The organism is Staphylococcus sp. FSL W8-0056, from assembly GCF_037963075.1.
Classification (GTDB): Bacteria; Bacillota; Bacilli; order Staphylococcales; family Staphylococcaceae; genus Staphylococcus; species Staphylococcus aureus.
On record NZ_CP150142.1, the window covers coordinates 1472980 to 1498474 of the forward strand.

At 32.7% G+C, this 25495-nt stretch carries 21 protein-coding genes; 5 read left to right on the plus strand and 16 right to left on the minus strand.

The features are described 5' to 3' along the window. The first annotated feature begins 47 nt into the window (after window positions 1–47). Window positions 48–1322 carry a trypsin-like peptidase domain-containing protein gene (locus tag NSS86_RS07275; protein WP_001279338.1) on the plus strand — a complete coding sequence of 425 codons (1275 nt, stop codon included), beginning with the start codon at window positions 48–50 and terminating at the stop codon, window positions 1320–1322. 93 nt (window positions 1323–1415) lie between these two features. Here NSS86_RS07275 and tyrS read toward each other — a convergent pair whose 3' ends face one another. Beyond that, window positions 1416–2678, minus strand: coding sequence for a tyrosine--tRNA ligase (tyrS, locus tag NSS86_RS07280; RefSeq protein WP_339302172.1), 1263 nt, complete (start codon window positions 2676–2678; stop codon window positions 1416–1418). 381 nt (window positions 2679–3059) lie between these two features. Between tyrS and NSS86_RS07285 the strand changes: the two genes are divergently transcribed. Beyond that, entirely contained in the window at window positions 3060–3965 is a 906-nt protein-coding gene (locus NSS86_RS07285) for a transglycosylase domain-containing protein (protein WP_000184370.1), read from the plus strand. On the opposite strand, the gene NSS86_RS07290 is transcribed toward NSS86_RS07285, so the two are convergent. After that, window positions 3945–4037 (minus strand): hypothetical protein, encoded by a 93-nt coding sequence (locus NSS86_RS07290; protein WP_031761401.1) that lies wholly within the window; start codon window positions 4035–4037, stop codon window positions 3945–3947. The two genes, NSS86_RS07285 and NSS86_RS07290, sit on opposite strands and share 21 nt — an antisense overlap. 130 nt (window positions 4038–4167) lie before the next feature. Next, a complete protein-coding gene (harA, locus tag NSS86_RS07295; protein WP_001032801.1) occupies window positions 4168–6843 on the minus strand; it encodes a haptoglobin-binding heme uptake protein HarA in 2676 nt (891 codons plus the stop codon). Between harA and NSS86_RS07300 the strand changes: the two genes are divergently transcribed. Next, on the plus strand, window positions 6842–6931 hold the full coding sequence (locus tag NSS86_RS07300; protein WP_000927785.1) for a hypothetical protein: 90 nt from the start codon (window positions 6842–6844) through the stop codon (window positions 6929–6931). The genes harA and NSS86_RS07300 overlap by 2 nt on opposite strands. A 244-nt stretch (window positions 6932–7175) precedes the next feature. On the opposite strand, the gene NSS86_RS07305 is transcribed toward NSS86_RS07300, so the two are convergent. Both NSS86_RS07305 and acsA read right to left on the minus strand, forming a co-directional pair. Next, window positions 7176–8843, minus strand: a complete 1668-nt coding sequence (locus NSS86_RS07305) for a formate--tetrahydrofolate ligase (RefSeq protein ID WP_000149407.1) — start codon at window positions 8841–8843, stop codon at window positions 7176–7178. Window positions 8844–9282: 439 nt separating this feature from the next. Then, window positions 9283–10989, minus strand: coding sequence for an acetate--CoA ligase (gene acsA, locus NSS86_RS07310; RefSeq protein WP_000862095.1), 1707 nt, complete (start codon window positions 10987–10989; stop codon window positions 9283–9285). A gap of 168 nt (window positions 10990–11157) precedes the next feature. Here acsA and NSS86_RS07315 point away from each other — a divergent pair, with 168 nt between their 5' ends. Both NSS86_RS07315 and NSS86_RS07320 read left to right on the plus strand, forming a co-directional pair. Further along, a complete protein-coding gene (locus NSS86_RS07315; RefSeq protein ID WP_001016004.1) occupies window positions 11158–11790 on the plus strand; it encodes a hypothetical protein in 633 nt (210 codons plus the stop codon). Between the two features lie 24 nt (window positions 11791–11814). Then, entirely contained in the window at window positions 11815–12984 is a 1170-nt protein-coding gene (locus NSS86_RS07320) for an acetoin utilization protein AcuC (RefSeq protein ID WP_001184015.1), read from the plus strand. A gap of 97 nt (window positions 12985–13081) precedes the next feature. Here the strand turns inward: NSS86_RS07320 and ccpA are convergent, their stop codons facing one another. The 11 genes from ccpA to NSS86_RS07375 form a co-directional block, all read right to left on the minus strand. Next, a complete protein-coding gene (gene ccpA, locus NSS86_RS07325) occupies window positions 13082–14071 on the minus strand; it encodes a catabolite control protein A (protein WP_000219066.1) in 990 nt (329 codons plus the stop codon). Window positions 14072–14143: 72 nt separating this feature from the next. Beyond that, the gene (locus tag NSS86_RS07330; protein ID WP_001788994.1) at window positions 14144–14257 is read right to left on the minus strand and encodes a hypothetical protein; all 114 of its coding nucleotides are present in this window, start codon (window positions 14255–14257) and stop codon (window positions 14144–14146) included. Between the two features lie 353 nt (window positions 14258–14610). Next, on the minus strand, window positions 14611–15702 hold the full coding sequence (locus tag NSS86_RS07335; protein ID WP_000066378.1) for a bifunctional 3-deoxy-7-phosphoheptulonate synthase/chorismate mutase: 1092 nt from the start codon (window positions 15700–15702) through the stop codon (window positions 14611–14613). 454 nt (window positions 15703–16156) lie between these two features. Continuing rightward, window positions 16157–16240 carry a hypothetical protein gene (locus NSS86_RS07340; protein ID WP_031761406.1) on the minus strand — a complete coding sequence of 28 codons (84 nt, stop codon included), beginning with the start codon at window positions 16238–16240 and terminating at the stop codon, window positions 16157–16159. Window positions 16241–16395: 155 nt separating this feature from the next. Further along, window positions 16396–17754, minus strand: coding sequence for a hypothetical protein (locus tag NSS86_RS07345; protein WP_000193903.1), 1359 nt, complete (start codon window positions 17752–17754; stop codon window positions 16396–16398). Between the two features lie 73 nt (window positions 17755–17827). Further along, the gene (locus NSS86_RS07350; protein ID WP_000383814.1) at window positions 17828–18319 is read right to left on the minus strand and encodes a DUF948 domain-containing protein; all 492 of its coding nucleotides are present in this window, start codon (window positions 18317–18319) and stop codon (window positions 17828–17830) included. A gap of 73 nt (window positions 18320–18392) precedes the next feature. Then, on the minus strand, window positions 18393–19706 hold the full coding sequence (murC, locus tag NSS86_RS07355; protein WP_000150169.1) for a UDP-N-acetylmuramate--L-alanine ligase: 1314 nt from the start codon (window positions 19704–19706) through the stop codon (window positions 18393–18395). A 23-nt stretch (window positions 19707–19729) separates the two neighbouring features. Then, the gene (locus tag NSS86_RS07360) at window positions 19730–23554 is read right to left on the minus strand and encodes a DNA translocase FtsK (RefSeq protein ID WP_000118289.1); all 3825 of its coding nucleotides are present in this window, start codon (window positions 23552–23554) and stop codon (window positions 19730–19732) included. A 20-nt stretch (window positions 23555–23574) separates the two neighbouring features. Next, window positions 23575–24171, minus strand: coding sequence for a YtpR family tRNA-binding protein (ytpR, locus tag NSS86_RS07365; RefSeq protein WP_001048368.1), 597 nt, complete (start codon window positions 24169–24171; stop codon window positions 23575–23577). Window positions 24172–24199: 28 nt separating this feature from the next. Further along, a complete protein-coding gene (locus tag NSS86_RS07370; protein ID WP_001091387.1) occupies window positions 24200–25057 on the minus strand; it encodes a DUF1444 domain-containing protein in 858 nt (285 codons plus the stop codon). 99 nt (window positions 25058–25156) lie between these two features. Further along, on the minus strand, window positions 25157–25468 hold the full coding sequence (locus NSS86_RS07375) for a thioredoxin family protein (RefSeq protein WP_000811163.1): 312 nt from the start codon (window positions 25466–25468) through the stop codon (window positions 25157–25159). Window positions 25469–25495 lie beyond the last annotated feature (27 nt).

The window sequence follows — 25495 nt, forward strand, 5'->3', positions numbered from 1 at the left end:
AAAAGACATAATTAAAGCATATATAAATCATATAATGGAGGTTAAGTATGTCAGATTTTAATCATACAGATCATTCTACAACAAACCATAGCCAAACACCTAGATACAGAAGACCTAAATTTCCATGGTTTAAAACAGTCATCGTTGCATTGATTGCTGGAATTATTGGTGCACTTCTAGTACTTGGTATAGGCAAAGTATTAAATAGTACAATTTTAAATAAAGATGGTTCAACTGTTCAGACAACAAATAATAAAGGTGGCAATCAATTAGACGGTCAAAGCAAGAAATTCGGTACCGTTCATGAAATGATAAAATCTGTCTCCCCTACAATTGTTGGAGTTATTAACATGCAAAAAGCATCAAGTGTAGACGACTTATTAAAAGGCAAATCATCTAAACCATCTGAAGCTGGAGTAGGTTCAGGTGTTATCTATCAAATAAACAACAATTCAGCTTATATCGTTACAAACAATCATGTTATTGATGGCGCAAATGAAATTAGAGTCCAATTACATAATAAAAAACAAGTTAAAGCGAAATTAGTTGGTAAAGATGCAGTAACTGATATTGCTGTACTTAAAATTGAAAATACAAAAGGTATTAAAGCGATTCAATTTGCCAACTCTTCAAAAGTACAAACTGGCGATAGCGTATTCGCAATGGGTAACCCATTAGGATTACAATTTGCTAACTCTGTAACATCTGGTATCATTTCAGCAAGCGAACGTACGATTGACGCTGAGACAACTGGTGGCAATACAAAAGTTAGCGTTCTTCAAACAGATGCTGCTATTAACCCAGGTAACTCAGGTGGCGCATTAGTAGATATTAATGGTAATTTAGTTGGTATTAACTCAATGAAAATTGCTGCGACACAAGTTGAAGGTATCGGGTTTGCTATTCCAAGTAATGAAGTTAAAGTAACAATTGAACAACTTGTAAAACATGGTAAAATTGACCGCCCTTCGATTGGTATTGGTTTAATTAATTTGAAAGATATTCCTGAAGAAGAGCGCGAGCAACTTCATACTGATAGAGAAGACGGTATTTATGTCGCCAAAGCTGATAGTGATATTGATCTTAAAAAAGGTGATATTATTACAGAAATTGATGGCAAGAAAATTAAAGATGATGTTGATTTAAGAAGCTATTTATATGAAAATAAAAAACCTGGTGAATCAGTCACTGTTACCGTTATCCGTGATGGTAAAACAAAAGAAGTTAAAGTGAAATTAAAACAACAAAAAGAACAACCAAAACGTCAAAGCCGATCAGAACGTCAATCACCTGGCCAAGGCGATAGAGATTTCTTTAGATAATTTACAGACAGAAAAGTACATTAAGAGCCTACTCATTACATTCTTAGGAATGAATATGAGTAGGCTCTAATTTATTTAGCTATGCAATTATATTTATTGATAGTTAACCATGAAGTATTTTTTCTTACCGCGACGAATAATCGTAAATTCGCCATCAATTTTATCTTCTGGTGCTAAAGCATAATTAACATCTTGTTGTCTCTCACCATTAATATAAATCGCACCATTGTTAACATCTTCACGTGCTTGTCGTTTAGAAGGAGAAATGCCTGTTTCAATAAGGACTTCAACGATATTTGTTGTGTCATTTGATAATGTCACTTGAGGCACATCTTTAAATCCATCTTTTAATTCTTTCGCTGATAATGATTTTAAATCACCACTAAATAATGCTTGTGAAATACGGATTGCATCATTTAATGCATCTTCACCATGAATAAATTTAGTTACTTCTTCAGCTAATGTTTTTTGAGCTTCACGTAAATGCGGTGCTTCATTTTTAGATTGTTCTAAGCGATCAATTTCTTCTTTTCCTAAGAAAGTAAAGTATTTTAAGAATTTAATTACATCTTCGTCTGATTGATTAATCCAGAATTGATAAAATTCATAAGGACTTGTTTTTTCAGCATCTAACCAAACAGCACCTGACACAGACTTACCAAATTTCTTACCATCTGATTTAGTTACAAGCGGAATAGTTAAACCGTATGCGTCTGTTTGACCATACATACGACGCATTAATTCAATACCACTTGTGATATTACCCCATTGATCTGATCCACCTACTTGAATCTTACAATTCAATTCTCTATTCAAATGACCGAAATCAATAGCTTGTAAAATCGTGTATGTGAATTCTGTATATGAAATACCATGTTCTAAACGACTTTGGATTGAATCTTTACCTAACATGTAATTAACGCCGACGTGTTTACCATAGTCACGTAAAAAGCTAATTAATGAGATTTGTCCTAACCAGTCTCTATTATTAACAAGCACTGCACCATGGTCTGTTCCAAATTCAAAAATATTGTGCATTTGCTTACTAATACCTTCGATATTTTTATCTACTTGTTCTTCTGTTTGTAGCACACGTTCTTCTGATTTACCTGATGGATCACCAATCATACCTGTACCACCGCCAATTAAAACGATAGGACGATGTCCATGTTCTTGAAAACGTCTTAATGTTAAGAATGGTAGTAAGTGACCAATATGTAAACTATCTGCCGTTGGATCGGCACCGCAGTATAACGTCACTTGTTCTTTATTTAATAAATCTTCAATACCTTGTTCATCAGTTTGTTGATAAATAAGACCTCTCCATTTTAAATCTTCAATTAATACATTCGTCATTATTATTTCCTCCTATTTATAATTATTTATTGAATACTTGTTAAAATACTTTAAAGTTTTTTGAACGTAAAAAAAACCCTTACAACAAATATGTAAGGGCGCGATTGCACGTTACCACCAAACTTAAACATAATCATAAGATAATGTTCACTCTATTAATGATACGTTCATTAATAAACGTAGGACATGTTAGTTATAAAGGTGTATTCATATTATTAAAAACACTAGTTCACAGCGACCACTAGCTCTCTGATGATTTCAAATAATATTACTTGTCCTTTTATCCTATTCTTTATGCATTTTCCCTAATTATAATTAACGTTAAAATAAAAGTCAAATTGCTTAAATATGGTATACTATACGTAATTTAGGAGGTTAAAGATGACGAATCAAGACAACAATCATCAATTGAATCATCGTATATATCATTTTGAAAAGATATATAAAGCTATCAAACATGTCATTGTTTTTATATTTATGATTTTCATTGCCATCGTTGCTATCGCTGTGATTGCGATGTCTTTATATTTTCATCATTTAACTAAAACGTCCGACTCATTATCAGATGATGCTTTAATAAAAAAAGTTCGACAAATACCTGGCGATGAATTATTAGATCATAATAACAAAAATTTATTATATGAGTATAACCATTCTCAAAACTCACTCATTATAGGCCCTAAAACATCAAGTCCAAATGTCATTAAAGCATTAACATCATCTGAAGACACTTTATTTTATAAACATGATGGCATCTTACCAAAGGCGATTTTAAGAGCAATGATACAAGATATTTTTAATACTGATCAAAGTTCAGGTGGTAGCACAATTACACAACAACTTGTTAAAAATCAAGTTCTTACCAACGAAAAAACATATAGTAGAAAAGCAAATGAACTTCGCCTAGCAATTAGATTAGAACACCTACTCTCAAAAGATGAAATTATATATACATATTTAAATATAGTTCCCTTCGGTAGAGATTATAATGGCGCTAATATTTCCGGAATTGCATCCGCTTCATATAGTTTGTTTGGTATTCCACCAAAAGATTTATCAATTGCACAATCTGCATACCTTATCGGTTTGTTGCAAAGCCCTTATGGCTATACACCCTACGAAAAAGATGGAACGTTAAAATCGGATAAAGATTTGAAATATAGTATTCAAAGACAACATTATGTATTAAAGCGTATGTTAATCGAAGATCAAATCACTGAAAAAGAATACAACGACGCATTAAAATATGATATTAAATCACATTTGTTAAATCGAAAAAAGCGTTAATTGATGCTCACTTTTTAAAGTAACCACAACAATGCATCCAAATATTAAAAACAGCAGTAAGATTATTTTCAATTAGAAAATTTCTCACTGCTGTTCTTTTTATTTACTCTAAAGGAAAGCCATTAAACCAATCAATAGTTTATAAATTAATTGCTTTCACATTGTTTACAAAGTTAACCATACATATGCTATATTTAGTTAATTATTTAGATTCTTTTCTGAATTTAGGAATGAATAAAGCTAACATACCTAATAACGCATATAAGCCCCACCATGATTGGCTTGAAGTTGTTTCTCCAGTTTTTGGTAGCATTTTAGATTGACTAAGTTTGTTTTCTTTCGATGGTGTGCCGGCTTTTTCTTTTGTTTTCACTGTTTTATCTACAGTTTTATGAATATCACTCGGCAGATGTTCAGTTGTTTTTTTGTCAGTAACTTTGTCTGTATTATTATAATTTTGTTTCACTACGTCAAGCTTTGCTGCTTTTCCAGTATGATTATTTTTATCGGCAATATGAGCAAGCTGTATGACTTTGTCTTTATTTTTATTAGAGTCTTTATCAGTATCGACATTCGATGACATACCAACGCTATTATCCACATTTCTATCAGTATCTTTGGCAATTTGAGTATCCATTTCTTTTAAATCATACTTATCGAAGTGATTATTATCCGACATATCGGATAAATGATCAACATCATGTTGCACATCTTTATCAATATTATTATCAGCATCTTTAAACACGTCAGACTCTGGTTCTATCACATCTGCTTTATCAGACGCATCTTTAGGATTTGTTGCAGTGCTGCTATTTTCAGCTACATCTGTATCAGCAACCTTACCTTCTTGTCCTGTTTGTACATTTAGCGGTTCACTCGTGTTATTTTGTGATGTATCATCATCTTTTGTATTGATATCCTGATTTATAATTCTGACATGATATTGACCTTCATAACCAATGTTTGCCACAACGACTTTAACAATCGCATTGTAAACTGCTTTGTCAGGTATATATGGGAAAATCAACGTTCTAGAATTATTTTTAGGATCTTTAGAAACAGTAGTGACACGTTTACCTTCTACAATTAAATCTTTCCAGTAACTGTCATCCTTTGTTTTCATCACTACATATTTTTGACCATTTAAAGTTGCTGTATAGAATGGATGTTCAACAAAGCCGTCCATAACTGACTCACTATTTTCTTCACTTTCAAAAACAACAAAATGCGCTTCTTGTAAATCTGTTAATTGATCATTTGTAGGTGTAACATTTTCAAATTCCGTCACTGCTGATTTAACCTGATCAGCTAACTCTACTCTAGTTTGATCTAATTTCTTTTTATATTCCGCCTTATATTTTTCTGGCAATTTCTCTTGTAATTTTTCTAATTCATAAACTTGTCTTTCTAACGTTTTAGCTTTGTGATACGGAGCTAATAATTTTTGTAAATTGTATGTTTCCTCATCCACATAGTCGTCTGGGTTATTAGTAATAGGCTGTGCAAAGGCCATTAGCGTATAATCATAGTCTTCATGGATGTTCTCACCATATTCAATAGATGACACAATTTTAACGTCTCTCGTACCATTAGATACTGGGAAACGAATATAGGCATAATCTTTATCAGAATCATATGATACTAATTCGACTGGTAACTTTTTGTCACCTTCATAAACTTCAAATTTCTTCCATGTTGAAGCTGTCTTTAAACCTAACTCAATTACTGGACCTGTTTTTGTAAAAATGACAGTTGCTGGTTCAACAGTACTAGCATAATGATAGAACTGTCTTTCACCTTTATCATTTTTCATTTGAAAATCAATTGGTCGCCAATTATCAGCTGTATGTTCTTTATCGATGATAGCCGGGTTTTTAATTGCATCTTGTAGTGATTCATCTGCTGGTGGATACTGTTGATTAACATCCGACTGATTACTTGACTCATTCGTTTTATCGTTAGTATTACCATTAGAATTTGTTTCATGAGCTGGTTGGCTTGACGCTTGATCTGCATTCGCTGACGATTTTGGTTGTGCAGGTTGACTCATATTTGTCGTTGCCTGCGGTTGATTATTAGCATTGTTGGTCGTTGATGTATTTTGATTAGATGTATTCGTGTTTGTTTGATTACTTGCGTCTGAACTTGATTGATCATTCGTTACTACTGCATCATTTGTATCTGATTTCACAAGTGAAGGATCGTTATAAATAGGTTTAGCAAATACTAATTTAGTATAATCATAATTTGTTTCTTCTCCATCATCAATTTGAGTCGAAGAAACAATTTTCAATTCTTGTGTGCCATCTGAAACTGGGAATCGAATATAGGCATGGTCTTCTGGTACAGGACTATATGATACAAGTCTCACTGGTAATTTTTGATTGTTTTCATAGACTTCAAACTTTTTCCATGTTGAAGCAGTATTGATGTCTAATTCAACTTCTGCTTTCTTTTTAGTGTAATACACATCTGCTGGATCTTTGATGCTGAAAAAGTGATAGTACTGCGTTTCATTGTTTTTATCTAATAACTGGAAATTGACTTGTTCTCTTGGACCTATATCATGTTCTTTATTTTCTAATGCAGGATCTTTAATTGCATCTTTAAGTGATTCATCCGCTGCAGGATAGTTTTTCGCAGTGATTACTGGTTGCGTAGCAGGTTGTGTTTGATTTGTATCCTTAGGTTGCTGAGTTGTAGTTGCATTATTATTTTGATTTTCCGATATTTTATCTGAAGTATTTGTATTTTCTGCTGCTTGCGCTTGATGTTGAGAAGTAATTAAAAATAGTGTACTGACAATGACCGATGCAACGCCTAGAGTTGATTTTCTAATAGAATAGAAAGACCTTAATTTTGGGTGATGTTTGTTCATGTTGTTAACAACTCCTATAAGATTATATTTAATTGATAATAATTATCAATATCAATTATTAGTGTTAATTGTAGCGCATCCCAATTAAATATTGCAACCTATTTTATTAAAATTTTTTAATATGAATATTCATTGCATCGCTTTCCTATTCTTCAAACCCACTTTTTATCTTCATATACATTAATTAACCACCTTCAAACATTGTCGTTAGATTCGCCAAATGGAATCTATTTTTAGCACAGCAAAAAACCGAACTGCTGAAATAATGCATCTCCAACAGTCCGGTCTATTAAACTATTTACTTATCTTTATTAAACAATTGACATGATTTATTAGAATAACCCAATTGCATGACCATCATCAGTAACATCCATGTTTAATGCTGCTGGTTTTTTAGGTAAACCAGGCATAGTCATGATTGCACCTGTCAACGCTACGATAAATCCTGCACCTGTTTTCGCTTCTAATTCACGAATTGTAATTTCAAATCCTGATGGTGCACCTAACAACGTTTGATCATCTGAGAATGAATATTGTGTTTTCGCCATACATACTGGGTAATTATCCCAACCATTTTCTTTAAATTGTTTTAATTGTTTTTGCGCTTTACTGCTAAACGTTACTTTTGAACCGCCATAGATTTCAGTCACAATCTTTTCAATCTTTTGCTCTAATGGTAATTCTAATTCATATAAAGGTTTAAATGAATTAGGTTGATCAATGACTTCTAATACTTCATTTGCTAAGTCAACGCCACCTTTACCACCTTTTTCCCAAACTTCAGTTAAGGCAATTCGTACGTTATTTTCTTTAGCCCAAGATTTTACATATTCTACTTCTGCATCGGTATCATGTATAAATGCATTAATTGCAACAACCGGTTCTACACCGAATTTTTTAATATTATTAACATGACGCTCTAAATTAACAATTCCTGCTTTTACTGCTTCTACATTTTCTTCTTTTAAATTATCTTTCGCTACACCACCATGCATTTTTAACGCACGAATTGTCGCAACAACAACGACAGCTGCCAGATCAAATCCTGCTTCACGCGCTTTAATGTCCATGAATTTTTCAGCGCCTAAGTCTGAACCAAATCCAGCTTCCGTTACAACGATATCAGCTAAATCACGTGCTGTTTCAGTTGCTAAAATTGAGTTACAACCGTGTGCGATATTCGCAAATGGTCCACCATGAACTAATGCAGGTGTCCCTTCAATTGATTGTACTAAGTTTGGTTTAATTGCATCTTTTAAAATCATTGCAAGTGCACCTTGCACTTTTAAATCTGCAACTGTAACTGGCTTGCGATCTCTAGTGTAACCAATAGTAATACGACTAATTTTATCTTTTAAGTCTTTAATACTTCTACTTAAACATAAAATCGCCATAATTTCAGACGCTACTGTAATATTAAAGCCATCTTCACGTGGTACACCATTTGTAGGTCCACCTAACCCAACGTTTACATGTCTAAGTGCACGATCATTCATATCTAATACACGTTTCCATTCAATACGTCTTTGATCGATTCCTAATTCATTACCTTGGTGAATATGATTATCTATAAACGCAGACAATGCATTATTTGCAGTTGTAATCGCATGGAAATCTCCGTTGAAATGTAAGTTGATATCTTCCATAGGTAAGACTTGCGCATAACCACCACCAGTCGCACCACCTTTGATACCAAATGTTGGTCCTAAAGCAGGCTCTCTTAATGCAACCATAACGTTTTTATTTAACTCATGGAATGCATCAGCTAAACCAACTGTAACCGTTGATTTACCTTCACCAGCTGGTGTTGGGCTCATCGCAGTTACTAAAACAACTTTCCCTTTGTTTTCTCTTGGCGTAATTTTATTAATGTCGATTTTAGCTTTGTAATGACCATAAGGTTCTAATGCATCCTCTGAAATACCTACTGATGCAGCAATATCCTTAATTGGTTGTAGTGTTGATTGATTCGCAATATCTAAATCTGATAAATGAGTCAACTTTTTTCGCCCCTTTTTGTTTAATTTATGCATTTATAATATGTAAGTTGTAGCTAAGAAATTTTTACTTACATTCATATAATAACGAACTGTTAAAAACTTGTCGACTAAATCGGGTTAGCGCTTTCATTTTTGCAATAAATTCACTTATTAAAGTTTTGTATTATAAAACTTTTAGCGCTTGATACTATTGATAACTATATTTTTCTATTATTTAAAATAATCATCTTCCAAAGATCATATTAAAAATAAAAAGCAATATAAAGATATGCCATAATTGTTATGTCATCATTTTCAAATGCTTTCTACGAAATGATATGACACAAGTTAACAGCTCTTTATATTGCTTATCGTAAAGTAAACGATTATTTAAACATTGACATGAAATATGTTGTCACCCTTTATTCTTCGAAAAAAATCTTCAATAACATTCATGTCATTATTCCATTGTACTTAAATCCCCAGCATCTAAATTTAATTCCCAAGCTTTTAATACACGTCTCATAATTTTACCTGACCGTGTTTTAGGTAATTTATCTTTAAATTCGATTTCACGTGGTGCTGCATGTGCCGACAAACCTTCTTTAACAAATAAACGAATTTCTTCTTTTAATTCGTCTGTTGGTTCATATCCTTTTCTCAGTGCAACAAACGCCTTAATTATTTCACCGCGAACCGGATCAGGTTTACCAATAATTCCTGCTTCGGCAACTGCTTCGTGTTCAACCAATTTAGACTCAACCTCAAATGGTCCAACTCGTTCACCAGCTGTCATAATTACATCATCAACACGTCCTTGGAACCAGAAGTAACCATCTTCATCTTTATATGCCGAATCACCAGATACATACCAGTCTCCAATAAAATATGATTTATATTTTTCTGGATTCTTCCAGATACGATACATCATTGATGGCCAGCCTTTTTTTATAGCAAGGTTGCCCATTCGATTTGGTGGTAATTCATTACCTGCATCATCGATAATTGCAGCTTGAATACCAGGTAATGGTTTGCCCATTGAGCCAAGCTTGACGTCCATCGTTGGATAGTTAACAATCATATGTCCACCTGTTTCTGTCATCCACCAAGTATCTAACACCGTTAAACCGTATACTTTTTTCGCCCATTTTATAACTTCAGGATTTAAAGGCTCACCTACTGATAGAATCGAACGTAACGATGACAAGTCATATTTCTCAACAATATCGTCACCAGCACTCATTAACATTCTTAAAGCTGTTGGTGCCGTATACCAAATCGTCACTTTAAAATCTTCAATCATACTATACCACTGTTCTGGTGAAAAGCGACCACCAGCTATACAATTTGTAGCGCCATTTAACCATGGTGCAAAAATACCATAAGATGTTCCTGTAACCCAACCTGGATCTGCTGTACACCAATAAACATCATCTTCTTGTAAATCTAATACATATTTTCCAGAAATATAGTGCACTAACATTGCTTGTTGAACATGCAATACACCTTTAGGTTGCCCAGTAGAACCTGATGTATAATGTAAAATCAAACCATCATCCGACTTTAACCATTCAATGTCAAATTCATCGCTAGCAGTTTCCATCAAACTAATGAAGTCTATGTAATTGTCTTCTACATCCTCATCTACGACAACAATTTTTTTCAAGTTCGGTAATTTATCTACAGGTACTCGAGGTAACAATGCCTTATTAGTAATTAACACTTTAGCTTCACTGTTCTCTAATCTATCCGCAACTGCCTTTTCCATAAATGCTTCAAATAACGGCCCAACAATTGCACCAATTTTTAAAACACCTAACAACGCAAAATATAGTTCAGGTGTACGCGACATAAATATAAATACTCTGTCACCTTTGTCAACTTCTGCATGTTCAGACAAAACATTCGCTGCTTTATTAGATAACCGTTGCATATCTTTATAAGTATACGATTCTTTTCTGTACTCATCTTTGTAATTTAACGCTATTTTATCCCCTAATCCTTGATCTACATGGCGATCTATACATTCATATGCCATGTTCATTTTTCCAGTTTCACTCCAAGAAAATGCTTGTTCTACGTCTTTCCAATCAAAAGTATTATATGTTTCTTCATAATCTTTAAGGTTATGTTTACCTTGCGCTCCTTTATAAACTTCGACTTTCATTTGAAACTCCCCCTTTGTTATGTGAAAACGCTTTCTTTCTCAATATTATACATAACATTTCTAATTATTCAAAATTTTTACTTTTATCCTTTTTCTAGTATTAATTATTGTAAATTTTCTATATAATGAATTTAATACAATCACGACGTCGATTGAGGAGTTGAAAATATGAATCATTTAAAGACGTATCAATCCGAAGATTATTACATTCATGACAAGCAATTTGTTATTGAAGGTCCTTTAACATACGAAGATTTGAAAGCGCTTACTTTCGATGCGCATTTAACCGCATTTAGAGATGCTGAAGATCAGTATGAAGCTTTGTTAGAAATTACAACATTACCAGAAGGTAGAATTTATGTTGCTCGCCAAGATGAACTCATTGTGGGTTATGTCACTTTCCACTATCCTGATGAAATTGAGCGCTGGTCTACAGGTAACCTTCCATATTTAATCGAATTGGGGGCAATTGAAGTCAGCATCAATTTTAGGCAATTACATCTTGCAGAAAAGCTAATACAACTTAGCCTTTCTACACCAGAATTCGAGGATTATATCGTTATAACTACTGAATATTACTGGCATTGGGATTTAAAAAATTCAAAGTTAGATGTATTTGACTATAAAAAATTAATGCAGCGGTTAATGGCAACTGGTGGACTTGAAATATTCGCTACAGATGATCCAGAAATAACAAGTCATCCAGCTAATTGTTTAATGGCAAGAATTGGCAAAAATATTACATTAGAACAGCAACAAGCGTTTGATGATATTCGTTATATGAATCGGTTTTTCTTTTAATTTTTGGAATATCGGAGGGATTATATGCAACAACATTCATCAAAAACTGCATATGTTTATTCAGATAAGTTATTACAATATCGATTTCATGACCAACATCCCTTCAATCAAATGCGTTTAAAATTAACAACAGAGCTACTTTTGAATGCAAATTTATTGTCTCCAGAACAAATAGTACAACCTAGAATTGCAACAGGTGACGAATTAATGTTAATTCATAAATATGATTACGTCGAAGCTATTAAGCATGCTTCACATGGCATTATCAGTGAAGATGAGGCTAAGAAATATGGATTAAATGATGAAGAGAATGGTCAATTTAAGCATATGCACCGCCATAGTGCCACAATTGTTGGAGGCGCTTTAACTTTAGCAGATCTTATTATGTCAGGCAAAGTATTAAATGGTTGTCACTTAGGTGGTGGTTTGCATCACGCTCAACCTGGTCGAGCAAGTGGTTTTTGTATATACAATGATATTGCAATTACCGCACAATACTTAGCTAAAGAATACAATCAACGCGTTTTAATCATAGATACCGATGCACATCATGGAGATGGTACACAATGGAGTTTCTATGCCGATAACCATGTTACTACTTATTCTATCCATGAAACCGGAAAGTTTCTTTTCCCAGGCTCTGGTCACTATACTGAACGCGGTGAAGATATCGGCTATGGACACACTGTAAATGTCCCACTTGAACCGTATACAGAAGATGCATCATTTTTGGAGTGTTTTAAATTAACAGTTGAGCCTGTCGTAAAGAGTTTTAAACCTGATATTATTCTAAGCGTAAATGGTGTCGATATACATTATCGTGATCCACTAACTCATCTAAATTGTACGTTACATTCATTATATGAAATTCCATATTTTGTAAAATATTTAGCTGATTCTTATACGAATGGAAAGGTAATTATGTTTGGTGGCGGAGGCTACAATATTTGGAGAGTCGTACCACGTGCATGGAGTCATGTATTCTTAAGTTTAATTGATCAACCAATTCAAAGTGGTTATTTACCGTTAGAATGGATTAATAAATGGAAACATTATTCATCTGAATTATTACCTAAAAGATGGGAAGATCGTTTAAATGATTATACCTATGTCCCCCGCACAAAAGAAATTAGTGAAAAAAATAAAAAATTAGCTTTACATATAGCGAGTTGGTACGAATCTACTCGTCAATAAGTAACCTAATCTGCAACGATTTTAAAAGATAAATAAAAGGCATTCTTCCAACACCCATATAATTTGGGTCGTTAGATGAATGCCTAATTTTGTGAATTTATTTTGTAGTTCCTCGGTATTCAATTCTGTGAGGTAAAACTACATTTGGTTCTTCTATCTTTTCATCGTTCATATATTTTGTTAATAAGCGCATCCCTACTGCACCGATATCATATAATGGTTGAATAACACTAGAAAGTTGTGGTCTAACCATCTCAACTAATCGTGTATTATTGAAACTAATAATTTGTAATTCCTCTGGAACTTTAATACCAGCATCCATTGCACTATGCATAATACCAATTGCTTCTTCGTCGCTGATACATAAAATGGCATCTGGCAAATTGCCTTTCATTTTAGCAAAAGCTTTTACGCCTTCTTTATAACTTTCAGCACCAGAACAATTCAATGTATCACCTAATTGAAGGCCATTTTTATTTAACACTTCAGTTAAACCTTCTAAAACATCTTCTTGAGCTTTTTTAGAATGTTCTCCACCTACTAAAGCAAATGATTTAGCGCCTTTTTCAATTAATTCTCCCGTAATTTCTTTCGCAGCTTCAGTAAAATCAATATTAACTGATGCTATATGTGCATCCTTACCATTTGTTCCTGATACTACTACAGGTACAGATGATTGATTTATCAATTCTTTCATTTCTTCAGTAATTGTACCACCAAGGAAAATAATACCATCAACCTGTTTACTTAATAAGTTATTAAAAATTTCTTTTTCCTTTTCAGGATCGTTATCTGAATTTGAAATAATTGAGTGATATTTATACATTGTTGCAATATCTTCAAGTCCACGAGCAAGTTGTGAATAATAGATATTAGATATATCTGGAATGATCACACCTACTGTTGTTGTCTTTTTACTAGCTAAACCTCTAGCAACAGCATTTGGACGATAATTCAAACGCTTAATGACTTCGTTAACTTTATTTTTAGTTTCTGCTTTAACATTTTGGTTCCCATTAACAACACGCGACACTGTGGCCATAGAGACACGCGCTTCTCTTGCTACATCATATATAGTAACTGTCATAATTTCCTCCTTGTAAACGTTTTATTCATTATAATAACATGTTTTCATTTCATTTTCATAGTTTACCATATTTTAATTTACAGTAACATATTTTTGTTTGGAAAAATTTAGCGAAAAGCTTGAAATAAAAACAAACGCTAAATGATAACGAACGATATATTTTAATTTTATATAAACTTTTTTCATTTTTAATTGTAATGTTTTGAGAAAGCCTTTTCAAACATCAATTGCATTTGTTGAAAAATGTTCACATTTCAGCAACAAATGTGTGAATCTATTATATTTTACAGATAATTCATAGTTATAATTTTAATTACTGCTATCAGTCATAATCTTTAATAATTGTGAAATTGAACAAGTGTCGAAGTATTATAACAATCGTTAAGTGCAGTATACCTTTATTTCTATACAAAAAATAATAGCCACTCTAAAAGTAATATACTCTTAGAATGGCTGTAAGTTTAAAATTGTCGATTCAAAGATAATATTCTACTTCAACATGACATATTAGTTAAGTAGTCTATAGTTTCCTTGGAATATTATTTTAACTTTTTAGCGTTATATAAATCAGCTAAAGGCTTTAATTCATCATAAAATGCTTGGAATTCATCTAAATCCATTTGTTGACCCGCATCACTAAGTGCAACAGATGGATCTGGATGCACCTCAGCCATAACTCCATCAGCACCAACTGCTAATGCTGCTTTCGCAGTTGGTAACATGATATCTTTACGACCTGTACTATGCGTAACATCTACCATGACTGGTAAGTGTGTACCTTGTTTTAAAATTGGTACTGCTGAAATATCTAAAGTGTTACGTGTCGCCTTTTCATAAGTTCGGATTCCACGTTCACATAAAATAATGTTTTGATTACCTTGTGAAGCAATGTATTCAGCTGCATAAACAAACTCTTCGATTGTAGCAGATAAACCACGTTTTAATAGAATAGGCTTTTTCGTACGGCCAGCTTCTTTTAATAACTCGAAGTTTTGCATATTACGTGCACCAATTTGGAATACGTCTAAATACTCATCAGCCACTTCAAAATCATTTGGATTTACGATTTCGCTGACAACATTTAAATCATATTTATCTTTAATCTGTTTAAGTATTTTAAGTCCTTCAACACCTAGGCCTTGGAAATCATATGGTGATGTACGTGGTTTAAATGCACCGCCACGAATAAATTTTTCACCTTTAGCATGTAAGTTTTTAGCAACAGCTTCAACTTGTTCAAATGATTCAACTGAACATGGCCCAAATACAAATGATTTATTGCCGTCTCCAATAATGCCCCCATTATCAAATGTTACAATCGTATCTTCAGGTTTCAACTTACGTGATACGTATAAGTGTTTTTCATTTTCAGATTTTTGTAAATCTGTAGAGGCTTTAAAAATTTCTTTAAATAATTGCTTAATTGTATTATCGTTAAATGGTCCTTTGTTGCTATCAATTAAGTCGTTAAGCATTTCTTTTTCGCGTTGTGGATCATAGATACGTGTACCTTGTTTTAATTTTTCCTCCCCAATTTTTTGTGCTAGTTCACCACGTTTAGATAATAAATCTAAAATTTGATGATTCAGTGAGACAATCTCACTTCTGTATGATTCTAATTTATTACTCATCCTTACTCACCTCTACGAATTATTTCAAGTATATTCCACTTTAAAGCAATAAAATATAATGTTAAAAAATATTCTAACAATATCATATGTATAGTTCAACCCTAAATTGACAGAAAATAATCAATTTTCTAATTATATGATTCGAGACTGACATTTCGATTTTCTCAGTCATTATTGGAAAGTTATATTCTATATTGATATTTATTAGCAAATGTTAATCAATTAAATAAGTGTCATTATTATAGCTTATTTTGAGTCAACATTACTGCTTTTAAGAAAAATTTTCGTTTCTATCTTCTATTATAAATCTAAAATTCTCATACATTCAACCTAACGCTTAATAAAAATTAACAACCTTTGTATATTAATATAAATCTATAGTGAACATCACTCACCAACATGAGCGGCTATATTTGAATTAGTGAACGTCATTGTACCTTCTAAGATTCATTGTTTATTTGATTATCGAATATTTTTCCATCTTCAGCTTAAAATGTGCAATATAACTATTGTTATCTAACGATGTTTCAAACAGCATAAATACATGAAATGATCGCGTTGCCTTTCAAAATAAACTGATGATATCAAAAAAGGTAAGCACCTGAATGCCTACCTTTTATTTTGAAATTCAATTTTTAAAAATATAATACATAGCTTACTGCTATGATTGATTATTCAACGATTTTAGTAATCTTAGTCATTGAATGTACGTTTCTCTATTTTACTATTAGCTTTTTCAACTTTAGCATTTGGCGTTTTTGATGCATTGGATGATTTAGCATTTGTTGTTTTTGAATTCTTATTACTAGTTTGATTATTCTTTTGAGTTAACTTACTTGAACTACTTTGTTTCTTTGCACCTTGTGATGATTTCTTATTATGTTGCTTTTTCTGACCTGAAGTTTTATTTGTAGATGCTTTTGATGCATTTCGTTTATTTGAAGGTGTTGTTTTTTTAGATTGTTTACCTGATTTCTTGTCAACAGCTGTATTATTAGTTGTTTTTTCATCAGCTTTACGTGTAATAACACCATTTTCAAATTTAGCTTCTTTTTGTTTAACAGTGTCTTTATTATCTATATTAACCGTCTCTGTCTCTGATACATCATTCTTTTTAGTAACTAATTGAGGAATTTCTTTCAAGTCATTTTTAGCAACTGGTTTTTCTGCAAATAACGCTTCAGTTAATTGACTCTCTTTTGAACCTGGTGTTAATTTAGCTTGCTTCTGTTTTGCAGCGTTTGCTAATCTTTCAGCTTGTGACTCTGGTTTTGATACTTCTACCTTTGCTGCACTTGCATCTTTAGTTGATGTGTCACTGTCTTTCTCTGCTTGTGCTTCTTTTTTAGCTTCTTGAACCTCTTGTGCCTCTTGTGATGTATCACTTAAATTATTTGCACTTGCTTCTTCTTTTATCGCTGCTTGTTGTGCTTTCAATGCCACTGCTTTTGGTTCTTCATTTGATACAGCTGCACTTTTATCTGTTTCTGCTTGTGCTTCTTTTTTAGCTTCTTGAATCTCTTGTGCCTCTTGTGACGTGTCACTTAAATTATTTGCACTTGCTTCTTCTTTTATTGCTGCTTGTTGTACTTTTAATGCCGATGCTTTTGACTCTTCATTTGATACAGCCACACTTTTATCCGCTTCTGCTTGTGCTTCTCTTTTAGCTTCTTGAATCTCTTGTGCTTCTTGTGATGTATCACTTAAATTATTTGCACTTGCTTCTTCTTTTATCGCTGCTTGTTGTGCCTTTAATGCCGCTTGCTCATTTTTAGATTTGTTTAAAAATCCTTCAACACGTTCTTTTGTATAGGCAACCGTTTCTTCAAGTTGCGTTTTTCTTTCTTCAAACTTTTGCGACAGTTCTTGTTCTTTGACTTTTAAATCATCTGCTTTTTGATAAACTTTATTTTTAAAATACAAACCTAAAGCTGAACCAACAAGCGCGCCAGTTATAAAACTAACAACAAAATCTTTACGGTTTGGTAGTGGTTCATTTTGATAAGTGTGTTTATTTTTTAATGTTCTTTTATCATTTTGTTGCTGCGTCATTTGTATATCCTCCTATAACAAATGCACTTAAATAAGTAACAACCTCATTTAAGTGCATTTGTTTAATTATTAATTATTTATCTACTCTAGAAGTATAGCTATGATTTGCATCAGTTGCTACATTATTAGCTTTGTAATTTGCACTTCCACGACGGTAGTGTCTATTTTGCCATTTGTCTGCAATTTCCATTGCAACATTTGACCATTGAACAACTTGTGAGATTTTATCTTCATTTTGAGAAATATTATGTGTAATTGAATTTGTTACACGATCTACAGAGCTGTTTAACGTTTGTACTGAGTCACCGATACCTTTAACAGCATCTACAACTGAGTTTAAACGATCTACTTTACCTTGGATATCCTCAGTTAAACGGTTTACTTTATGAAGTAAATCTGTTGTTTCACGAGTAATACCTTGAACTTGACCTTCTACACCGTCAAGTGTTTTTGCAACATAATCTAAGTTTTTCTTAACAGAATTTAATACAGCTACGATACCGATACATAAAATTAAGAATGCAATCGCAGCGATAATTCCAGCAATTGGTAAAATCCAATCCATTAAAAACGCCTCCTAATTAACATGTAATAATGTCATTAATAATAAATACCCATACTACTCTATTATAAACATATTAAAACGCATTTTTCATGCCTAATTTATCTAAATATGCATTTTGTAATTTTTGAATATCACCTGCACCCATAAATAAAACAACAGCATTATCAAATTGTTCTAATACATTAATAGAATCTTCATTAATTAACGATGCACCTTCAATTTTATCAATTAAATCTTGTATCGTTAATGCGCCAGTATTTTCTCTAATTGATCCAAAAATTTCACATAAGAATACACGATCTGCTTTACTTAAACTTTCTGCAAATTCATTTAAAAATGCTTGTGTTCTAGAGAAAGTGTGTGGTTGAAATACTGCAACAACTTCTTTATGTGGATATTTCTTTCGTGCTGTTTCAATTGTAGCACTAATTTCTCTTGGATGGTGTGCATAATCATCTACAATAACTTGATTTGCAATTGTAGTTTCATTGAAACGACGTTTAACACCACCAAACGTTTCTAATGCTTCTTTAATATTTGTAACATCTAGCTTCTCTAAATAACTAATCGCAATTACAGCTAATGCATTTAAAACTGTATGGTCACCATATTGTGGAGACAGGAAGTGATCATAAAACTCACCATCCACATACACATCAAAAGCAGTACCTTTATCCGTAATTTGAATATTTTGAGCATAAATGTCATCCGAATCTTTAAATCCATAATAATAAATTGGAACATCTGCTTCAATTTTACGTAGATGTTCATCATCACCCCAAGCAATAATACCTTTTTTAACATTATGTGCCATTTCTTGGAATGCATCAAAAACATCATTAATATCTTTAAAATAATCAGGATGATCGAAATCAATATTTGTCATAATTGCGTAATCAGGTTTATAACTTAAAAAGTGACGTCTATATTCACATGCCTCAAAAGCGAAATAATCACTTTCAGGCAATCCCATACCTGTGCCATCACCAATTAAAAATGAAGTCTTTTTATCACCATTCATAACATGTGATAATAAACCTGTTGTAGAAGTTTTACCATGTGCACCAGTTACAGCTACTGAAGTATATTGATCAATAATCTGTCCTAAAAAATCATTATAACTTACAACATCTAATTTCAATTGATGTGCACGTACTATTTCTTCATGGCTACTCGCGAATGCATTACCTTGTATAACTACCATATCTTCTTTTATGTTATTAGCATCAAATGGTAATATTTTTATCCCCTTATTTCTAAGAGCAACTTCTGTAAATACGTAGTTCTCAATATCCGATCCTTGAACTTCATGTCCTAAATCATGCATGATTTGTGCTAATGAACTCATGCCAGAACCTTTAATTCCGACAAAATGATAGTGTGTCATTATATAAAACTCCTTACTCATAATTATTCTTTATTTAAATCTGCTTCCGTAACATAAACATCCCTTGGTTTTGAACCATTAGCACTCGAAACATAACCGAGTTGCTCTAATTGATCGATAATTCTTGCTGCTCTATTATAGCCAATTTGGAAATGTCTTTGGATTAATGATGTTGAAATATGTCCTTCATTAACCATAAATGCACAAACATCATCAAATAATTCATCTTGTGATTGTGTTTGTGTTTTTTTCAACAATTCTTTTTCTTCAAATAGATAGTCCGGTTCTCTTTGTTGTTTGATAAAATCAACAACATCATCAATTTCGTCATCAGAAACAAATGTACCTTGAACTCTAATCGGTTTATTCATACCGCTACCAAGATATAACATATCGCCATATCCTAACAAGCGTTCTGCTCCACCACTGTCTAATATCGTTCTCGAATCTACACTTGATGATACCATAAATGCAATTCTTGTTGGTATGTTGGCTTTAATTAAACCTGTAATTACATTGACAGATGGTCTTTGCGTAGCTACTAACATATGAATACCACATGCTCTTGCTTTTTGAGCAATTCTAGCAATAGACTGCTCAACTTCTTGCGGAGCCATCATCATTAAATCAGCCAACTCATCAATTACAATGACAATTTTTGGCATTCTTTCATCATATGGTGCTTTTTTGTTAAATGCTGTTATATTACGTACATGGTAATGTGCAAATAACTTATAACGTCGTTCCATTTCTTCTACGGCCCATTTTAAACTCTGTGTAGCTGCTTTGACATCTGTAATTACCGGTGCAACTAAATGTGGCAAACCATTATAAGGAGCTAATTCAACCATTTTTGGATCGATAAGTAATAATCTTAATTCCTCAGGGTGATTTTTATATAGTAAAGACATCAAAATACTATTGATACAAACTGATTTCCCTGATCCAGTTGCACCTGCAATTAGTGCGTGTGGCGTTTTAGCAATATCCATAAGTAATGGTTCATTATTAATTCTATACCCCATCGCAACTGTTAATTTAGATTCAGCATTTTTAAAACTTGGAGATTCAATAATAGAACGTAAGTTGACTGTCGTTGGATTTTGGTTCGGAACTTCAATACCAACACGACTAGTTCCTGGAATAGGCGCTTCTATACGAATATCTTTCGCTGCCAATGCCATTTTAATGTCATCTTGTAATGCCGTAATTCTTGAAACTTTAACACCTTTTTCAACTGATAATTCAAATCTTGTAACACTTGGACCTTCAGTTACATCTTGTACTTCTGCAGGTACATTAAAGTAAAATAATGCGTCATTCAGTTCTTTCTTTTTATCTGTAATCCAGTCCTCGTCCGACTCAATAACTTGTGGTTCTTCTAGTAATGAAACACTTGGCAATTTAATATTTGGGCCTTTACGAATCATCGGCTTAGATGTTTGTACAGCTTGATTTGTTGCAACATCTTGTTGGTTCGTCCGAGGTCTATTTTCATTAGCTGTATCTTCATTTTGATTTGAAAATGAAGGCTGTAAATCTTTTTGTTGATCATCATTATCTTGTTGTCCACTAGTATTGTTTGGATGTGTTGTTTCTTCGCTTTCTTCAGTTATGTCGCTTACTTCTGAAACTGAAGACGAAGTTGATTGATCAACTTGCTCATTTTCCAATTGATTATCATCTTGGCTTTCTTCAAATATTTCCGTTTGAGTTGAATCAGCAGAAGGTTTCTGCTCTGAATATTGTTGTGCATTTTGATAATCATTTTCTGTTTCTGCATGACCAATAAGTTGATTGTTCTCAACATTGTTTGATGTCATATTATTTGTTTTATATGCATTTGTGTTTGACTCTTGTGAATCAGATCTTGATGATGGTGCGGCTTGACTCGCAGGCTTGCTTTCACTCACAGCTTGTTTACTTTGTACAGGCTTTAATTCAGGCACATTGACTTTTGAATGCTTTTTACGATCCATCATACGCTTTTTATCAGATGGCGTCATGACAACATTAAATGGTCTTTTACTTAAAGTTGAAACCTTTTCAGTCTGTTTCTTTGGATTTACGTTTTCAATAGTTTTCTCTTCGACATTTTGTTCACTTTCAGCTGCTTCGTTTTGCACATTTTCTGTAATTTCTGCGTTATGCTTTTCTATTTCATTCATGCTTGAATCTTCCACAACATGACCATCATTCACATCATTCGTTTTCAATGAGTTGACATTTAAGTTTGTTTGGTCATCTTTTTTATGACGCGGTGCTAATTCAATTTCATTATCAACCGTTTTATCGATATTATTAACTTGAGATTCAGTTACTGCGTGCTCTTGCGTTTTAGGAGCGTCTACATGCATTTCAGACGCGTTTCTATTGGTATTATCTTCGATATTTGAAGTAGTATCCTCATCTACTTCTGTATCATTTAATTCATAAAATTCTGCATCATCGATTTGACTTCCTGAATATTCTTCTTTATTCGTTGCTCCATCTTCTTCTGAATCAGCAATTAATCTGGATTGATTTTTTAGTTCATCTTTATCATTTACTTCAACGTTATGTTGTAGTGCTGATTGATGTTGAGACGTTACATTCGAAACCGTAACTTCATCATCTGACAATTGTTTTGTTGTCGATACTTGATTCAAACTAACTTCCTCATAATTGTATGGACTTTCATCTACATGAGTGTCATTAGTGTCTTCATTTTGTATTGACGCTTGTTTATTTTCATCATTTGATACAGTTTCATTCTCTATGCCATTTGTATGAAGCTGACTAGCATCTGTACTATTATCTGTTAAGTCACTATCATCATTTAATGAACTATCACCAACATAGCGTTCCGCTTGTTTAGCATACATTTCATCAATTGCACGTTGTATTGCATCTTGCTCTTCGTTTTTATGTTCTTCACGCTTTTGTTGCAACGCTTTTTTAAATCGACGCTTTTGAAGCACTTTACGTTCTCGTTCACGTCTAATTTCTTCAACAATTTGTGAAGCATAAATATTTTCAATTTTGATAGTATTATCAACTTTTGAATAATTAGGCATTGATTTTGTTGTTGATGATACATTTTCATCAGATGATTTAGATGCAGTTCCTTGTTTGACAACACTATCATTTTGTTTTTCTTGTTCTAATTGTTTATTTTGAGACGTTTGCGTCTTAGCTACATATTTATCATATTTTTGTTTATCTGACTCAACTTTTTCTGAAGGTTTACTTACAGGGATACGACCATTTTCTAACTTTTTAGGTTTCATTGTGCCAAAAATAGCTGACGGTACCTCTGAAGTCTTGAAACTTTCTTTGTGATAATCTGGAGTTGAATCTTTAGCACGATGATTTGTATTATTAGAATACATATTATGTGTTTTTGACTTGTGCGTTTCCTTCTCAATACCATTAATTGCAGAAACATATGTATCTGGCTTATTCGTATGGTAATGTGAATGATCTTTATATTTTATACTTTGCTGTGATATTTTAGAATTCCCACGTTGTTCACTATAATTTTGTTCTTCAGTTGTTTGATTTCTTCTACGGCGATGTCGTTTTTGTGAACGAGAATCGTGGCTTTGTTTGCGATAGTCTCGATGGTATTGTTCTTTTTCATCTGAAATAGTATCTGCAGATTGTTCAACATTTTCATTTTCATAAGCTACGCTCATAGGAAAACGGAATTTTCCCCTCGGACGACTATAAATATCATTATTTTGAGGCAGTAATGAGTCATGATCGTTATCTATATTTTGTGATTCTTGACGTCTTTTTTTCTTTCTATGAATCAAGTCATCATTTGAATCATTATCTTCGCCGAATAATTTATCAAACCAGCTCATATTTTCACTACCTTCCTTAATTATTCAAAAAATGCTTGTCCAATTTCATAGCTGTCATTTAATACCATAATACCTTTTTCTTCAGGTGCATTAGGTAAATTCAATTCTTTCATTGAACAAATCATACCGCTTGAGGCAACACCACGTAATTCAGCATCTTTAATTACCATACCGCTAGGCATCACTGCACCTACTTTAGCAACAACAACTTTCTGTCCAGCTTCAACGTTAGGCGCGCCACATACAATTTGTAATGTGTCATTTCCAACGTTTACATTTAGTACACTTAATTTATCTGCATCAGGATGTTTGTCTTTAGTTTCAACGTAGCCAACTACAAATTTCGGTGATAGATCAGCATTTAATTTATAATCAAAACCAGCTTCTGAAATACGCTTTTGGAATACATTTACAAGTTCATCAGTTAATTTAATATGACCTTTTTCTTCAATTGTTATATCTTTTGAAATTTCAAAAATATTATAACCTACAACATTACCTTCATTAGTAATTTCAACAACATTACCTTTTTTATTGTAGTTTAATTCACCTTCAACTGGTTCAATTTGTAAAAATGCGACATCTCCTACATATTTAGGATTGTAAAATAAATTCATTATGACAAAACTCCTTATCCAATTATTTCTATTTATCTTTATTAAATTTACGACGATTTGCTTCTAAACGCTGAATCACGTTTGGATCTCTTTTTTGTTTATTATTTTTACCTAAAATAAATATCGGTTCAAGATGACCCTGTTTATATCCAAAGGATAATGATGTAATTGGAACTAGACCTTTAGTGAAAAATTCCATTGTTAAATGTGCCATCACATCATATCCTGTTTTATTGCGTATATCTGCAATAATTAACACATCTTGGTGTGGCACTGCTACGAGCATTTCGCCTTGACATTGTGCCTCAATTTCATTTAAAAATGCAGTATTTAGTATCCTACTTGCATCATACCCGTCATTTGAGTTAATAAAATAAAAAATATTACCTTTTACTTCATCAGTCGTATATGAATTTGACAATTTTCTAACATTAAACAGAGACATTTCTCTTATTTGTTGTTCAGTTAACTTCAAATCCTCTAACATGCTTTCGTCAATTAGACGATATGATTTCCCTAAATCGACTGCATAATAAACTGCTGTTTCTGCAGTATGCTCATCATAGATAAAAGGAACACCTTGTTTAGTTTTTTTATCAAAGCTAGTCGCTCTAATGACAGGCATAATTTGACTAGATGATATACTCTCAAGGGTTTTATCTGCCATTTGTGCAATAGCTTCATCAACGTAATAAACAATTTCATCTACAATTTTTTCTTTTTTATCTTCATATTTTGCGACTATAGCGTTAAGTTTAATCGTGATACCTTTGTTATTATCTGTTCGATAAATACGCAAAGTTTCTTCTTCACGATTAAATTTAAAATCAACGTCTAAATGGCTTAAACGTTCCTTTAATTTATCTCTCATTTGAAAGGTATTCATATGTAACACTCCTAATTTCGCACCTTATAATAGTTTACAATAAATCAACACATAGTAACAGAGAAAAACGAGTATTACCCCGTTTTTCTCTAGTCTAAATTACACATATTGAGCTAAAAATGCATCTATCTGTTCAATTGATTTTCGTTCTTTTCCAATATAACTTCCAAGCAGTTCACCATTTTTATATACTAGAAAACTTGGAATCCCCATAATACCATTTTCAATACAAATATCCATAAATTTGTCACGGTCTACTGATACGAAGTCAAACATAGGATATCTCGCTTCTAATTCCGGTAAATCTGGTTCTATCACTCTACAATCTGGACACCAGCCTGCAGTGAATTCAAATACTGTAGCACCTTGTTTTAAAGATTCAAATTGTTGTTCTGATTCAAGTTGTTTCATTTTTATGTCTCCTTAATTAATGATTAT